Origin of the sequence: Micromonospora krabiensis (assembly GCF_900091425.1) — a bacterium.
In the GTDB taxonomy this organism is placed as follows: Bacteria; Actinomycetota; Actinomycetes; order Mycobacteriales; family Micromonosporaceae; genus Micromonospora; species Micromonospora krabiensis.
Map to the genome: position 1 here is coordinate 1 of NZ_LT598496.1, position 17,624 is coordinate 17,624.

Here is a 17,624-nt window from a genome sequence, read left to right on the forward strand (position 1 = left end):
AGACCAACCACGACAGATGGTCGAACCTGATCTCTCTCGGACGGCCGTAGATGTGGACACCAAAGTGGGCGGTATCTCCCACCGGTCGGGGAAAAGAACCGCTGTCCCGAGTTCACGAAGTCGCCGTGAAGACGCAGCCGACGATAGGCCGCAGCTCGCAGCGGACCCTCCTTGTCGCCGGTGAAGTGGCTGTCGGGGTGCAACATGCCCACGGTGCCGCCGGCGGACCGGTGCGCCCACACCTGGCACATGAACGCCCGGTACAGATCCGGCTGCGTGCCCACGAGCAGCGGGTACACCTGCGCCGTCCCGAAGAAGGCGACCTGCCCCATCGTCGTGGTCAGCTCGCGCAGCACGTACCCCCGGGCCTTCGGACGCGCGAGCAACTCCTGGCGGCGGCGGTCCTTCTCCTCCTGGGTCGGCTTCTCCTCCAGCTCGAACCAGGGCTCGTACTCGGCCAGCACGGCATCCTCGTCCCAGCGTGGCCGCACCCACGGCGGGTTACCGACCTGGAGATCGAAACCGCCGTTCTCGGCGAAGACCAACGCGAAGTCGAGCTCCCAGTGCAGGAACGCGTGCTTGTCCCTGAGTTCCCGGACAACGCGCAACCACGGGAACCGTGCCTCTGGGTCGGCGTTGTCCATGCCCATAAAGAGCACGAGGTTGTCCTCGAACTCCTTCAGGTTGTCGAGGTCGTCGTACTTGTCGAGCAGCGTGCCGTCCGGGACGTCGGCCGCGCCCAGCATGGCCTCGAGGAAGTCCAGCCAGTCGTCCAGGTTCGTCAGCGGGATCACCGGACGGCGAGCCGGCTGCTTAGGCTTCGGCGTCTTCCTCGGCTTCGCCTCGGGCGTAGCGGCCGATGTCGCCGCAGCGGCTTCCCAGTCCGCTTCGTCGAGCGACATCTGCTCACCGTCGACCGGGAAGAGCGTCATCGCGCGGAAGAAGGTCGGCGCCACCGCCGGCTGCGCATCCGCAGCGGCCTGCTGGCCGCCTTCGTCGTCGGCTGGCGCGGGGTCAGCCGGCACGTCGCCGGTGCCGCCGAGCATTTCGGCGAGCGTGTCCAAGCCGACCTCCGTGGCGGGCACGGCGTACTCGGGGTCGGTGCCGTCGAGCAGGCCGACCCGGTCGGTGGGCCAGAACCACAGGGCGCACCAGGCGTCCATGACGGTTTTGAGCCGCCGGTACGGCGTGCCGGCGGCCTCGAACAGCTCGGCGTACACCTTTTCCTTCGGCACAGCCTGCTCCGGCCAGCGGAGGACGGCGTACTCCGGGTCGGCCGGGTCGGCGCCCCAGACGTCGATCCGGCGGGCGATCTCCCGCTCGGACAGCTCCATCCGCTTGACCACGCACGACCACAGGAACTCGGCTCGCCGGGCAGCGTCGTGCAGCCTGGTGAACTGAGAAGCCCTCTCCTTCTGCGGCTGGCCGGTGCGGCGGTCGATCTTCGGGCTGCCGTCGGCGTTGAGGTGGGCGGTACTGCGGGTCGGGCGCTGGAAGAGCCCCTTCCGCCAGGCGGCCAACCGGTCGACGTGGTCCTTGGCGAGCTTCTTGGCTTCGATGGAGTTGGTGATCGCCGCCCACCCGGGCGAGGGCAGCAGGAACTGGTGCACCGCGTCGGCGGGCAGCGGCTGCGGTCGACCGTCCTGGCGCAGCGGAAGGGGCGTCGGCGCGAGCCCGCCCTTGGCCTTTAGCCAGGCCTTGTCCGGCGAGCAGATGTCGTCGGGGGTGTAGATGGCGCGGCGGGCGCCGATGAGCGAGTTGCCGCGGCGCAGGTGTAATCCGAACCAGGGCGCCTGCATGCCCGGGTGCATGGTGTTCAGCCACAGCGAGACCTCTGCCAGCTCGCGCCCCATAGCGTTCAGGTCGACACCGTACGCGTTGTGCAGGGCGATGTACGCCTTGACCTTCTGCTTCTCGGTCAGCACGTCGCTGGCGGGGATCGAGCGGTCGAGCTCCTTCTGCCGGCGGCGCAGGTACTCCTCAGCGAGCTGGTTGATCGCCTCGTTCAGGAAGGCGCCGGAGCCGAGCGCCGGCTCGCAGATCTTGTACGACAGCAGGCGGGAGGCGCGTGTCGTATCGGCGTCGGCGTCTTGGCTGAGCAGCTCCTTGAGCGCCAGCTCCACCGTCACCTTGGTGAGCGACTCCGGGGTGTAGTACGACGCCGTTGTTTCGCGTTCGCGTCCGGAGAGCCGGTAGACGAAGGAGCCTCGCTCGTACTTCTTGACGCCGCGGAGGCCCTGGCGCGCGTCCTCCTCGTCGTAGTGGACGAGCGCCTCATCAGGGTAGTCCTTCTGCCTGCGGGCGGGGATGAGCCACGAGCCCTCGTCGGGATCGCCGTCCTTGGCGACCTCGCACAGCTCCTCGTCGGCGATGATGCCGGTGTAGGACATCAGCCCCTCGTACACGGCGCCGAGTTCGTTGATGCCGAGGTTCCGGTACGACACGAAGCCGCCCCGCTCGCCGGGCCGGCCCTTCTTCATCGTGAGCAGTCGCAGGACGCTGTGCAGGGCCGAGTTGCGCAGGCGCAGGTCGAGCCAGCGCGGGGCTGTCTCCTCGTCGCACCGCGGGTCGAGCACCCCCTGGCCGATGAGCCGGATCGAGCCCGGGTCGAACAGCTCGCTGCGCAGCGGGTCGAACCGTAGGCCGATGTCTTCGCTACGCCGCTCCGCCTTCTCCTCACGGGTCCGCTCGTCGTCGCTGGGCTGGTCATCGTCCGGCTCGGACCCGTAGCGGCGGTGACCGAAGTTGACCTTGGCGAAGAGCAGGTCGAGGGAGTGGTAGAGGTGGAAAGTGTTTTTCGCCTCCTCCTCGACGAGCTCCTCGTCCCGGGCGACCAGTTCGCGCAGCCGCGCGACCGAGTAGCCGGCCTCGTAGCTGCCGTCGTCGGCGGGCAGGATGCCGAGCTCAGGACGAGCTTCGGCGTAGAGCAGGAACAGGATCCGGTAGAGGTATCGCAGGCAGTCGCGGGTCAGCTCCCGGGCGAACGGCAGGCGCGGATCCTCGATGTCCGCCGGCGTGACGTCGTTGACGGGCTCGGCCATCCGCCGCAGGACCTCATCCGCAATGATTTCGACAGCGTGCTGCACGCCGTGGCGCAGCTCCTTGGACACCCCGACGGCGTTGGCGGTGGATCCTTTGAGCAGGGCGTCCATCGCCGGGGCGGTGTCGTTCTCGCCGGGACACAGCATCTCGCGGCAGAAGAGGGCAGCGATCGTGGCCAGCTCGCCGAACTGGGCGCGGTCGTTGCGCTCGAGCGCGGCGTCGAGATGGCGGCGAGGTAGCGTCGGACGAGTTGCGGTCTGGACACGATCGCCGCCGTGCGCAGCAGCCGAACCGCCGGTCCGTCGGCGTGCCGACGTTGGCCTGGGGCCACGAGGGGGCCGGGTCTGCGAGCACGATGACGCCGCCAATCTCGACGCCGCGCTCGAGCGCAACGACCGCGCCCAGTTCGGCGAGCTGGCCACGATCGCTGCCCTCTTCTGCCGCGAGATGCTGTGTCCCGGCGAGAACGACACCGCCCCGGCGATGGACGCCCTGCTCAAAGGATCCACCGCCAACGCCGTCGGGGTGTCCAAGGAGCTGCGCCACGGCGTGCAGCACGCTGTCGAAATCATTGCGGATGAGGTCCTGCGGCGGATGGCCGAGCCCGTCAACGACGTCACGCCGGCGGACATCGAGGATCCGCGCCTGCCGTTCGCCCGGGAGCTGACCCGCGACTGCCTGCGATACCTCTACCGGATCCTGTTCCTGCTCTACGCCGAAGCTCGTCCTGAGCTCGGCATCCTGCCCGCCGACGACGGCAGCTACGAGGCCGGCTACTCGGTCGCGCGGCTGCGCGAACTGGTCGCCCGGGACGAGGAGCTCGTCGAGGAGGAGGCGAAAAACACTTTCCACCTCTACCACTCCCTCGACCTGCTCTTCGCCAAGGTCAACTTCGGTCACCGCCGCTACGGGTCCGAGCCGGACGATGACCAGCCCAGCGACGACGAGCGGACCCGTGAGGAGAAGGCGGAGCGGCGTAGCGAAGACATCGGCCTACGGTTCGACCCGCTGCGCAGCGAGCTGTTCGACCCGGGCTCGATCCGGCTCATCGGCCAGGGGGTGCTCGACCCGCGGTGCGACGAGGAGACAGCCCCGCGCTGGCTCGACCTGCGCCTGCGCAACTCGGCCCTGCACAGCGTCCTGCGACTGCTCACGATGAAGAAGGGCCGGCCCGGCGAGCGGGGCGGCTTCGTGTCGTACCGGAACCTCGGCATCAACGAACTCGGCGCCGTGTACGAGGGGCTGATGTCCTACACCGGCATCATCGCCGACGAGGAGCTGTGCGAGGTCGCCAAGGACGGCGATCCCGACGAGGGCTCGTGGCTCATCCCCGCCCGCAGGCAGAAGGACTACCCTGATGAGGCGCTCGTCCACTACGACGAGGAGGACGCGCGCCAGGGCCTCCGCGGCGTCAAGAAGTACGAGCGAGGCTCCTTCGTCTACCGGCTCTCCGGACGCGAACGCGAAACAACGGCGTCGTACTACACCCCGGAGTCGCTCACCAAGGTGACGGTGGAGCTGGCGCTCAAGGAGCTGCTCAGCCAAGACGCCGACGCCGATACGACACGCGCCTCCCGCCTGCTGTCGTACAAGATCTGCGAGCCGGCGCTCGGCTCCGGCGCCTTCCTGAACGAGGCGATCAACCAGCTCGCTGAGGAGTACCTGCGCCGCCGGCAGAAGGAGCTCGACCGCTCGATCCCCGCCAGCGACGTGCTGACCGAGAAGCAGAAGGTCAAGGCGTACATCGCCCTGCACAACGCGTACGGTGTCGACCTGAACGCTATGGGGCGCGAGCTGGCAGAGGTCTCGCTGTGGCTGAACACCATGCACCCGGGCATGCAGGCGCCCTGGTTCGGATTACACCTGCGCCGCGGCAACTCGCTCATCGGCGCCCGCCGCGCCATCTACACCCCCGACGACATCTGCTCGCCGGACAAGGCCTGGCTAAAGGCCAAGGGCGGGCTCGCGCCGACGCCCCTTCCGCTGCGCCAGGACGGTCGACCGCAGCCGCTGCCCGCCGACGCGGTGCACCAGTTCCTGCTGCCCTCGCCCGGGTGGGCGGCGATCACCAACTCCATCGAAGCCAAGAAGCTCGCCAAGGACCACGTCGACCGGTTGGCCGCCTGGCGGAAGGGGCTCTTCCAGCGCCCGACCCGCAGTACCGCCCACCTCAACGCCGACGGCAGCCCGAAGATCGACCGCCGCACCGGCCAGCCGCAGAAGGAGAGGGCTTCTCAGTTCACCAGGCTGCACGACGCTGCCCGGCGAGCCGAGTTCCTGTGGTCGTGCGTGGTCAAGCGGATGGAGCTGTCCGAGCGGGAGATCGCCCGCCGGATCGACGTCTGGGGCGCCGACCCGGCCGACCCGGAGTACGCCGTCCTCCGCTGGCCGGAGCAGGCTGTGCCGAAGGAAAAGGTGTACGCCGAGCTGTTCGAGGCCGCCGGCACGCCGTACCGGCGGCTCAAAACCGTCATGGACGCCTGGTGCGCCCTGTGGTTCTGGCCCACCGACCGGGTCGGCCTGCTCGACGGCACCGACCCCGAGTACGCCGTGCCCGCCACGGAGGTCGGCTTGGACACGCTCGCCGAAATGCTCGGCGGCACCGGCGACGTGCCGGCTGACCCCGCGCCAGCCGACGACGAAGGCGGCCAGCAGGCCGCTGCGGATGCGCAGCCGGCGGTGGCGCCGACCTTCTTCCGCGCGATGACGCTCTTCCCGGTCGACGGTGAGCAGATGTCGCTCGACGAAGCGGACTGGGAAGCCGCTGCGGCGACATCGGCCGCTACGCCCGAGGCGAAGCCGAGGAAGACGCCGAAGCCTAAGCAGCCGGCTCGCCGTCCGGTGATCCCGCTGACGAACCTGGACGACTGGCTGGACTTCCTCGAGGCCATGCTGGGCGCGGCCGACGTCCCGGACGGCACGCTGCTCGACAAGTACGACGACCTCGACAACCTGAAGGAGTTCGAGGACAACCTCGTGCTCTTTATGGGCATGGACAACGCCGACCCAGAGGCACGGTTCCCGTGGTTGCGCGTTGTCCGGGAACTCAGGGACAAGCACGCGTTCCTGCACTGGGAGCTCGACTTCGCGTTGGTCTTCGCCGAGAACGGCGGTTTCGATCTCCAGGTCGGTAACCCGCCGTGGGTGCGGCCACGCTGGGACGAGGATGCCGTGCTGGCCGAGTACGAGCCCTGGTTCGAGCTGGAGGAGAAGCCGACCCAGGAGGAGAAGGACCGCCGCCGCCAGGAGTTGCTCGCGCGTCCGAAGGCCCGGGGGTACGTGCTGCGCGAGCTGACCACGACGATGGGGCAGGTCGCCTTCTTCGGGACGGCGCAGGTGTACCCGCTGCTCGTGGGCACGCAGCCGGATCTGTACCGGGCGTTCATGTGCCAGGTGTGGGCGCACCGGTCCGCCGGCGGCACCGTGGGCATGTTGCACCCCGACAGCCACTTCACCGGCGACAAGGAGGGTCCGCTGCGAGCTGCGGCCTATCGTCGGCTGCGTCTTCACGGCGACTTCGTGAACTCGGGACAGCGGTTCTTTCCCCGACCGGTGGGAGATACCGCCCACTTTGGTGTCCACATCTACGGCCGTCCGAGAGAGATCAGGTTCGACCATCTGTCGTGGTTGGTCTCTACCGACGCCCTGCGGCACTCCCGGGACCACGACGGCTCAGGAGATATTCCGGGGATCCGGTACAAGAACCGAGAGTTCGACGAGCGACCGCACCGCAGCCGAGTCATCACCGTCACGGAGGACGTGCTGTCGGTATGGCGGAGGCTGCTGGACGAGGAGGACCGACCGCTGTCCGAGGCGCGGCTGCTGTTCCCGGTCAGCACCGCCGAGGCCGCCGCGATCGAGGCGCTGGCCGCGTACCCGCTACGGCTTGCCGAGTTGGGGCCTCAGATCACTCGCGGCTACGACGAGTCAGGTGGGAAGAAGACGAATCTGATTCAGTACAACCGGAGCGATAAGGCGACTGGCCGCGAGTACCAGCCCGCGGGCTGGAGCGAGGTTGTCCTGAAAGGTATCCAGATCAGCACCGCCACTCCGGTCTTCAAGCGGCACGACGCCAACAGCAACGACCCATACGGCTACGACCTGGTGAGCCTGCCGGCCGACTTCGTCCCCGACACCGAGTACGTCTGCGTCCCGGGCCGCGAGGCGGCGTTCCGGGAGGAGCAGGACCGGTGGCTGGATCTTCAAGAGCTGCAGCGACTTCGCGCGGATGCCGAAACGGTGACCAAGGCGCGGGCGCAGGTTGCGGTGGAGCTCGGGGTGCCAGAGGCGGAGGTCGAGGACGAACGGGTCGATGCGCTGGTGGTCGATCAGGCGCGCCAGCCGTACGTGGACTTCTACCGCCTAGCCTGGCGGCGCCAGGTGGCACCGAACACCGAACGTGCCTTGTACTCGGCCATCATCCCGCCCGGACCAACGCACGTGGACGCGGTACACAGCCTTGCGTTGCATGATCAACGCATGGTGACCTTGGTCCAAGGCTTCTGGGCCTCGCTACCTCTGGACTACTTCGTCCGCGCTACCGGGCGCGGCGACCTTCGGGTTGGCGGGGCGCGAGCGATGCCGGCCCCGCACGAGAACCACCCGCTCGCGTCGGCACTGTTGCTGCGTACCCTCCGGTTGAACTGCCTCACCAGCGCGTACGCCGCCCTGTGGGCGGAGCTGTTCGACGCGGCGTGGCTGGACGGCGAGACCTGGGTCTGCGACTGGCCGGGTCTGCCGCCGCTGAACGACGTCACGCCGGACTGGCGGCCGGAGACGCCGTTGCGTACCGAGCGGGCCCGCCGGTCCGCGCTCGTCGAGATCGACGCCCTGGTCGCCGTCTGGCTGGGCATGAGCGCCGACGCGCTCATTGCCGCGTACCGGGGACGCTTCCCCGTGTTGCAGAAGTACGAGGCCGTCACGTGGTTCGACGCCGACGGGTGGAAGCTCGCCGGCAACGCCCGGACGGTCGGCCAGCGGCAGACCAAGCAGACGTGGGCGCAGTTCGAGGCGTACCAGAAGGACCCCGAAAACGTCCCACCGCCCGACGGTTACACGCCGCCGTTCAATAAGGCCGACCGGGAGGCCGAGATGCGGGCGGCACACGCTGTCTTTCAGGCCAGGCTGGACGCCGCGATCGCCCGGGGCGACTGGGACCCCGCGTCGCGGGAGGTGAACGCGCCGTGAGACCAACCCTGCAGGCTAGAGCGCTGAAGGAGAGCCTGCTCCAGTACCTGTCGACCACCTACGCTCTGGCCGACGAGGGCGCTCGGGAGGCCCTGCACCGCTTCCTCGGTGACGAGAACACTGGCATGTTCCGGGGGCCGTTCCTGCGGATCCGCACGCCCTTCACCCTGGCCGCGCCGGGTTGGGAGCGGCACCTGGAGTGGCGGCGTGACGATTGGACCCCCTACGCCCATCAGGCGGCAGCCTTCGCGCGCCTGACCTCCGTCGACGGGCACGCGCCGCAGCCGACCCTGATCACCACCGGCACCGGCTCCGGCAAGACCGAGTCGTTCCTCTACCCGGTGCTGGACCACTGCCGTCGCGAGCGCGCCGCCGGAAAGGCCGGCGTCAAGGCGATCCTGCTGTACCCGATGAACGCGCTGGCCACCGATCAGGCCCAGCGGCTCAACGAACTGCTCATCGGCAACCAGGAGCAGCTCGGCCGCGTCTCGGCCGGCCTCTACATCGGTGACCGGGCGGCCCTGCGCTACGACCGGGTCCGCACGAAGCGGTCGGAGATGCAGCTCACGCCGCCCGACATTCTGATCACCAACTACAAGATGCTGGACCTGCTGCTGCAGCGTGACGACGACCGGCCGCTGTGGCACGACGCCGACATCCGGTACGTGGTGGTCGACGAGTTCCACACCTACGACGGCGCGCAGGGCACCGACGTGGCGATGCTGCTGCGCCGCCTCGCGGCAGCGGTCGGCCGGCCGGACGAGAAGCGGCCACTCGGCGGCATCTGCCCGGTAGCGACGTCGGCGACCCTGGCATCGGCTACCGACGAGGAGGCGACCGCCAGCCTCCTCGACGTGGCGACGGCTGTCTTCGGAGCCGAATTCACCCGCGACTCTATCGTTGGGGAGGACCGGCTGTCGGTTGACGAGTTCATCGCGATGGACGACCTCGATCTGGCGCTGCCGCTGCCGTCACCGGAGGAGATCCTGGCGTTGCCCGATCCCGCCGTTGGCGAGGACGCGCTGCTGGACCTTATCGAGGCGATCACGGCGGTCCGGGATCCGGACCCGGTGCTGTTGGGCAGCCACCTGAAGCGGCACCTGTTCACCCGGGCCGTGCTGATGGCGTTCAGCGGCGGGGACCTGAAAAGCAGCGTCGAGGTGCTCGACACGATGTGGCGGGCCGGCGCCTCCGGCTGGGCTGCAACTATCGCGCGGCAACCGGAGAAGGCCGCCGAAGCACTCGCCAGGTTTGTGGCGCTGCTGTCCCACGCCCGCCAGGCGGGCGCCAAGCCCGGCGAGGTGCGGCCGTTCGTCCACGTCGAGGTCCACCAGTGGGCCCGCGCGGTAACCCGCCTGCTGCGCGGCATCCTGCCGTGGCCCCGCGCGGAGTTCCGCTGGGATGTCGCCGGCAACCAGGACAGCGCGGCGCGGAACGGAAACCCGATCGTGCCGGCCACCACGGCCACGGCCGGGCAGTCCGCGAACCTGTTCCTTCCGGCAATCTACTGCCGATCCTGCGGACGGTCGGGCTGGGCCGTGTTCTCGCCCGAAAGTGACGACGGGCAGGTGCATTTCGACACCTTCAAGATTCGCCGGGCTGCGGCGGGTCAGGACAAAGTGCGCGTGCGCTACCTCATCGCCGCTACCGAACGGGAGGCGCGCGAGGGCGCCCGACCGGTGCTCATGCCGGCAAGCACCCGTCACGCTTTAAGCGCGTCGACCGGGTCGCATGGCGTGGCCGGAACACTGCTGGTGCTGGACGCCGTCCGTCAATGGCTGCGACCGCCCGACCCGACCCGCGACTACGACACCGGTAGCGGGGAACCCCGGCTGACGGCGCGAGACTCGGCGTTCGTGCTGGCTAACGTCGGCGCGACGGCGAACACCGCAGCGCGTGAGGACTGGTGCCCCGCCTGCGGAGAGCGCAACGCGATCCGCTTCCTCGGCACGGGCGCGGCCGCGGTGGCGGCCGCCGCGATCACGCAGCTGTTCACCGGCGGCGAGCTGGACAAAGGACTCCGCGAGGACAAGACGTTGATGTTCAACGACTCGGTCCAGGACGCTGCCCACCGCGCCGGGTTTGTCGCCAACCGCTCGTACACGTTCTCGTTGCGGGCCCTGCTGACCGCGCACCTGAGCGAACGCGACGGCAGCGGGCTCAACGACCTGATCGCCGACGTGGTGCAGGCCACCACGGACCCCGAGACGCTGGCTGCCGTCGTCCCGCCGGACCTGCACGGCCTGCGCGGGGTAGACCGGCTGCTGTCCGGACGCGCCCGGGACGGCGACCTGGCGACCTGGAAGCTGATCGGACAGCGGCTGGCGTTCGAGACGCTGATGGAGTTCGGGTTCCGCTCGCGCAACGGTCGCACGTTGGAGCTGACCCGCACCGCCGCTGCCCACGTCCGCATCCCCGACCCGGTCGCCGCGGCGGCGATGGTTCGGGAGGTCCACGCCGAGCTGAACCGTGAAGAGCTGCCGGTGGACACGCAGGACGACGCGAGGTATCTCGCCTTCCTGCGCGTCTTCCTGGAGCGGCTGCGCACCCGAGGCGCGGTCGCGCACACGTGGCTGGACCAGTACATCAATGAGGCGGGCACCAGCCGCTACTTCATCTGGGGACAGCGACCGGTGGGGATGCGGGCGTTCCCCACTAACGTCGCCGCCCCGGTTTTCCTGCTCGCCCAGTCGAAGGCCGGCAGCGAGTTCGACATCGCCGCCGGGCGGCTGTCCTGGTACGAACGCTGGGCAGGCCGCTGCCTTGCGCTCCCGCGAGAGGTGGCGGGGGAGTTCTGGAGCCTGCTGCTGCCCAAGCTCACCTCGGCCGGCTTGCTGTCGGTGCGGACACCCAACGACACCTCCGCGCGGGTCTACGGACTGCGACCCGGCAACATCGAGGCGTTGCTGCTCGACGACGACGAGGTACAGGAGTCGTTCGTACGCTGCCCCGTCTGCTCCTGGGAGCAGACCGTCCACCCGTCGCTGCTGGACCAATGGCGTGACCAGCCGTGCCCGTCGTACCGCTGCCGCACCGGCCGCATAATCGCCGGCGACCGCCCGGACGGCCTCGGCCGCCACCACCGCGACCGGGACTACACCCGCGACTACTACCGAGGTCTGTACCGCCGGGCCGGCACCTACCAGATTGTGACGGCCGAGCACACCGGCCTGCTCACCCGGCCGCAGCGGGAACGCGTCGAGGCGGCGTTCAAGCGCAGCCGCGACGACCAGGACGCCCGGCACAACGACCCGAACGTGCTGTCCTGCACGCCCACCCTGGAGATGGGCATCGACATCGGCGACCTCTCGGCAGTGGTGCTCGCCGCCCTGCCACGCCGGCCCGCCAGCTACGCCCAGCAGACCGGCCGGGCCGGTCGCCGCACCGGCAACGCCTTCCTGCTGACCATCCCAGATCGGCGGCGACGCGACCTGTACTTCCTGGACCGGCCAACGGATCTGATGGCCGGCGCTATCGTCCCGCCCGGCTGCTACCTGTCGGCGGTGGAGATCCTCCGCCGCCAGTACGTCGCGCACCTGCTCGACCTCGCGGCCGCACAGAAGCTCGTCCGAGCCGACGGCATCGTGCTGCGGCCGTTGCCGCGCCGGGCACCCGCGCTGTTCGGCCCGTCCGGCTACCTCACCGACCTCGTGCAAGTCGCCACGGCGCAGGGAGCCGCCCTGGTTGACGGATTCCTCCGGCTGTTCCCCACCGGAGTCAGCGAGCAGGTCAAGAAGGAGCTGAGGGCCTTCGCCACCCAAGGGCTGGCCTCCGCCGTCGAGGAGGCTGAGCGGGAGTGGCAGCGGGTGGAGCAGCTTCTCCGCACCCGGCTGCGAACGATCGACGAGGCGCACGCCGAACTGCACGACACGGACCCAGAGCAGGCCAGGGAGAAGGCTGAGCTCGACGCGGAGCGGCGCGTCGTGGGCAAGCGGCTGCTGTTGCGGGGCGACACGCCGGCGCAGGCCGCGTTGTGCGACCTCGGCCTGCTGCCGAACTACGCGCTAATCGACGCGACTACCACGCTGTCGGCGACCGTGTACGGCGAGGACGGGGTCATCGACCCCCGGACCGGACGCCCCCGTATCACCGCCGAGAACATGGCGTACCAGCGGCCGCGCCGCTTCGCCCTGTCGGAGCTGGCCCCGGGTAACACCTTCTATGCTCAGGGCTACCGGCACGAGATCACTGGTCTAGAGCTGATGACCGACGGTCGGCCGGACTGGCACAGCTGGCGCGTCTGCCCGGCGTGCGGATACGTGCGCACCGAAGACGCCGCCAACGATCGGTCACCCTGCGCGCGGTGCTACAGCACCCAGATCGCTGACGATGGCTCCTGCCTCTTCCACGTGGTGGAGCCCGTGACGGTGACCTCCCGCGACCGGCGGGAGGACGCCCGCATCCGCGACGACCGGGACGAGCGTGACCGCCGCTTCTACACCGTCATCGACGCGGTCGACTTCGCCGAAGACGCCATCGCACGCGGCTCGTGGCGGCACGTTCGCCAGACCTTCGGCGTCGACTACTGCCGGCGGGCGATGATCCGCCGCATCAACGTCGGCCCTGCGCGGTTCGACGCCCCGCCCCGCGACACCTTCGCCGGCCACACCGTGCGGCTCAACCCCTTCCACGTGTGCACCGGATGCGGCGCCGCCACCGCCGATGGCAAGCCGGTCTTCGACCACGACACCGACGCGTTGACCTCCTCGGTCGCGCGTAACCCGAAGCTCAAGCACCACCGGCCGTGGTGCCCGCTGCGGCGCGGGCGGCGTGGGGGGGTCACCCAGGAGCCGGTTCTGCTGGCCCACCAGCTGCGGACCGAGGCGATCCGCGTGCTGCTGCCGGCCGTCACCGCCGACGTCGACGCCAAGGTCCACTCCTTCCGGGCGGCCCTGCGCATGGGCATCGACCTGCACTTCGGCGGAGATCCTCAGCACCTCGACACCACCATCGCCTCCATGCCCGACCAGGCAAGCGGAGAACGCCGCTGGTTCCTGGTGGTGTTCGACGAACTGCCCGGCGGCACCGGCTACCTCGACCGGCTAAGGAAGGAGGATGCCTTCAAGGAGACGCTCGCCAAGGCCTACGAGGCGCTGCGCAACTGCCCGTGCGCGGAGGAACAGCGGCGAGCATGCCACCGGTGCCTGCACCGCTACACCCCTGAGGTGCTGCAGGACGTGGTGTCCCGGCGTACGGCCATCGAGATGCTCGAGTCGCTGCTGTTCACCGGCGACGGCGCCGACGGGTGGGACATCGAGGATGTCAGACACACCGGCCTGATCGGGCTCGACCTCCAGGTCGAGTCCGACTTGGAGGCGCGGTTCCTCGCTCTGCTGCGCCAGTGGGCCACGATGACTGACGACGTCGCCCTCGACGAGGACGGCCACGCCAGCGGACACCTGCGCTTCACCGCCGGCGCCGACGTCGTGCACTGGCGGCTCACCGCCCAGCAGCAGGTGGGCGACACCCGTACCGACTTCACCTTCACGCGGGTGGACGGGCCGACGCAGAGCGTGAAGGTCTACCTGGAGGGCTACCGCTACCACGCGACCCGCGAACACAACCGCATCGCCACCGACGCCGCCCGACGCACCCGCCTGCGCGCCGACGGTCACGCCGTCTTCCAGATCACCTGGGCCGACATCGATCTCTTCGAGGGCCGCGCCGCGGCGGTCCGACCCGTCTGGCCGCCCTATGCGGGGATGGCGCAGGAACAGGCCAAGGCGGCCTACGATCAGTACGGCGGGCAGCGCGCGCACATACCCGGTGCGGTGTTCGCCAACCCCATTGACACCATGATCGCCTATCTGCGCGATCCTGACGCCGCCCGCTGGTCACGCCGGGCGAGCGCGCTGGTGACCGGGCTGCTCGCCGCGCCGGGAACGGCCCCGGTCCTCGCCACCCGGCAACGCAGCGCGCTCGCGGCGGCTCTCCGTGCGGAGCTGACCCGACTCGGACCAGGCGGCAACCATGATTCGGTCGGCAGCCAGGGAGCGATCGACCCGCACGCGTCTGTCCACCTCTACCGCGCACTCGACCTGACCGGCCTGCCTATCATCGTCGCACTCGACGCCGCCGACACCGATCGGCTGCGGTGGTCCGCGCTCGCGGTGCTCGACGACGCGGACGAGGTCCTGGACACCGATGCGCACAAGCTGCGTTGGCGGGCGTGGCTGTACTGGACCAACATCACCCAGTTCCTTTCCTACGGCGGCGGGGACGGTGTCCAGTTGGCGGCCAGCCGTGCCCCCGAGTTCGAGGTCGAGACGCTGGCCGTCTGCGGCGGACTGGGCGAGATCGACACGCTGAGCGCCCACCGCCGGTTGCCGCAGGCCGCCGCGGAACCAACCGCATCCGTTCCAAGCCCTCCCGGCGTTGACGCTGGAACCGCAGGGACGCAGCGCGACACGGCGTGGGACGAGGACATTCTGGAGATCCTGCGCGAGGAGCCAGACGAATCGGCCGATCTGCTGCGCCTCGCCGAAGAGCTCGCCGCCCGTGGCAAGCGGGCGCCGGTCTTCGGCCACGAGCTGGGCTCCGGCCGCTGGCTCGTGGACTTCGGCTGGGCCGACTCCGGTGTCAAGATCGCTGTCGTGCATGGCCACGCGAGTGCCGACAGCGACGAGGCGCATCGCCGCGACCAGGCGTACATCGGCGCCGGCTGGACGGTGCGCACGGCAGCGGAATGGCTGGTCCACTTCGACGAACTGATCTCCCGGCTGCCCGACACGGAAGGCTCCACCCGATGACCGCACGGCTCAGCCTGTACCGCAAGGCCGAACAGGAGCTCTACAAGCTCGACCGCGTGGTGAAGGCGCAGTTCTACGACTTCTGCCATCTCTTCCGACAGAACCCGGAGCAGCCCGGCCTCGACCTGAAGAAGCTCAAGGGCGATTCCCGGATTTACCGTGCGAAGATCAACCAGTCGTATCGGGCGCTGCTCGCTCCCGTCGGGGTCGACGCCGACGGCACCCCGAGCTGGCTCGTCGTTGCCGTCCGGCACCGCAAGGACGTCTACGACCAACTCCAGGTCGCTGTCAACCGGGTGACTGGGGAGATCGAGTTCGTCGACCTGGCCGTCGTCGGCGACAGCGCCCTGCGCCGCGCTGGCATCACTCTCACGCCAGCCGAGCCCGAAACCGCCCCGGCGGCGAAACCGGCCGCGGTAGCGCCGGTGCCGCCGCCCGCGCCTCCGATGCTGGCCGGTTACGACGCCGAGCAGCTCAAGGAACTCGGAGTCGCCGATCAGCTCATCGACCTGGCCTTGGCCGTCACCAGCGACGCCGAGCTGGACGAGCTGCTCGAGGGTGCGCCACCCCTGTCCAAGGACATCCTGTACGGCCTCGCGTCGGGGATGAGCATCGACGCCGTCCGCGAGGAGATCACGGCGCCGGTCCGGCTCGCCGAGGAGCCGGATCCGGCAGACCTGGCGGCCGCGTTCGCCCGTACTACCGTTACGACCGTCGACAAGCATGTGCAGGCGGCCATCGAAGAGGGCGACTTCCGCGCCTGGCGCGTCTACCTCCATCCCATCCAACAGAAGATCGTCGAACGGCGGTACGGCGGACCCGCCCGGGTGTCCGGCGGTCCCGGCACCGGCAAGACGGTTGTCGCCCTGCACCGAGTCAAGCACCTGGCGGGGGCGCTGCCGCCCGGCACCGACAAGCCCATCCTCGTGACCACCTTCACCGCCAACCTCGCCAACGACCTCCGTTCTCGATTGGCCTCGCTCATCGAGCCACACCTGATGGAGCGGGTCGACGTCACCCACATCGATCAGTTGGCCGCCCGAGTCGTCGGCGAGAACACCACGCAGCGGACCCGGAAGCGACGCATCAGCGACCACGCCGCCGTCACGGAAATGCGGCAGCTGCTCCTCGAACTCGACGAACGCCGCTGGGACGCCGAGTTCCTCGTCGAGGAGTGGGAGCAGGTCATCCTCGGCCAGGCCGTGCAGAGCCGCTCGGCCTACTTCCAGGTGCGCCGCGCCGGCCGCGGCCGCGCCCTCTCTCGCCCCGAGCGCAGCCAGGTGTGGAAGCTCATCGAACAGCTCACCGCCCGACTGGACAAACTGGGTGTCGAAACGTGGGGCCAGGCCGCGGAACGCGCTGCCCGCTTCGAGATGGAGCGAGCAGCGGCGATCGAGGCGCGTCGGGCCGCCGGACCGTCGGCGGATCACAGCTCGGATTCGATCCGCCCCGGCTACTGGTACCGGCACATCGTCGTCGACGAGGCTCAAGACCTCCGGGCGGCCCACTGGAAGATGCTGCGCGCCATGGCCGACCCGACCCTGCCTGACGACATCTTCATCGCGGGCGACACCCACCAGCGGATATATGACCACCAGGTGTCCCTCGGCGCACTGGGTGTCCACATCCGCGGCCGGTCGGCGCGGCTGACGCTGAGCTACCGCACCACGCGGGAGATCCTCGCCCGCGCGCTGCTCATCGCGGAGGACGGCCGGGTCAGCTACGACGACCTGGATGACGGCACCGATACGCTCGCCGGCTACCGGTCGATCCTGCACGGCCCTCCGCCGGCTTTCGCGGGGTACGGCTCCTGGGAGGACGAGCTGGCCGAGCTGGCCACGACTCTAGCGGACTGGCGGACCGAGCTGTCCACCGGCGAGAAGGGCGTCTCCGTCGACCCGGCGGGACACATCGCGGTCTGTGTCGCGGACCACGAACGAGTGAGCCAGGTGATGGACTACCTGACCGCCAAGGCCGGTCTGACCTGCGCCGAGCTGACCAAGGACGGCCCGGTAGGCGACGGTGGCATCCACGTCGGCACCATGCACCGCTTCAAGGGGCTTGAGTACCAGCGGCTCGCGATCGTCGGAGTCAGCGAGGGTGTCCTGCCGCGCGCCGGCGTTGAGCGATACCGCAAGGAGGACCCGGTGCGGTACGAGCGGGAGCTACGCAAGGCGCGGTCGCTTCTGTTCGTCGCCGCCACCCGCGCCCGTGACGCGCTGGCCGTGAGTTGGCACGGCACGCCGAGCCCGCTGCTCGCCGAGGTGCGCGGCCTCGTTGCCTCCTGACGCGGCGCCTGCGCCACCCTCCGCAGCATGCTTCGTCACCACCGAAAGTGAGACACGGCCGTTCGTTTGACAGACTCGAGGATGCCGCCGAGGGGGTCGCGTCTTCGCATGTCGAGGCGGGCCAGCTTGTGTGGACCGGTGACCTGGGCAGGTAACGGGTACAACGGGCTCGCCGTCCCGCGAGCACGTTCTTGATCAGATCGCCGGCGTGCCGATGCGGCGGCGGGGCCAGTCAAGCGGTGTAGACGTGGGTGGCGTTCCGATCCGTTTAACCCAGTGCCCGTCAAACGGAAGTCCACCGCGGCGGGGAACGGAAGCGCCGCGAACGGGTTATCGAGTCGGTCCACCTGAGGTTCGT

The 17,624-nt window shown here is 69.4% G+C and carries 3 protein-coding genes and 1 pseudogene; 3 read left to right on the forward strand and 1 reads right to left on the reverse strand.

Annotation, left to right across the window (positions count from 1 at the left end; genetic code table 11):
- Positions 1-3,188 (reverse strand): annotated as a pseudogene (locus tag GA0070620_RS00005) (hypothetical protein); the annotation flags it as partial.
- 301 nt (positions 3,189-3,489) lie between these two features.
- Between GA0070620_RS00005 and GA0070620_RS00010 the strand changes: the two are divergent.
- From GA0070620_RS00010 to GA0070620_RS00020, 3 genes are read left to right on the forward strand one after another with little or no spacing between them, the layout of a single operon-like run.
- Positions 3,490-8,229 (forward strand): hypothetical protein, encoded by a 4,740-nt coding sequence (locus GA0070620_RS00010; RefSeq protein ID WP_091587234.1) that lies wholly within the window; start codon positions 3,490-3,492, stop codon positions 8,227-8,229.
- Entirely contained in the window at positions 8,226-14,978 is a 6,753-nt protein-coding gene (locus tag GA0070620_RS00015) for a DEAD/DEAH box helicase (protein WP_091587236.1), read from the forward strand. Before GA0070620_RS00010 ends, GA0070620_RS00015 begins: the two co-directional genes overlap by 4 nt.
- The gene (locus GA0070620_RS00020) at positions 14,975-17,266 is read left to right on the forward strand and encodes a UvrD-helicase domain-containing protein (RefSeq protein ID WP_091587237.1); all 2,292 of its coding nucleotides are present in this window, start codon (positions 14,975-14,977) and stop codon (positions 17,264-17,266) included. The genes GA0070620_RS00015 and GA0070620_RS00020 overlap by 4 nt, the downstream gene beginning before the upstream one ends.
- The last annotated feature ends 358 nt before the right edge of the window (positions 17,267-17,624 follow it).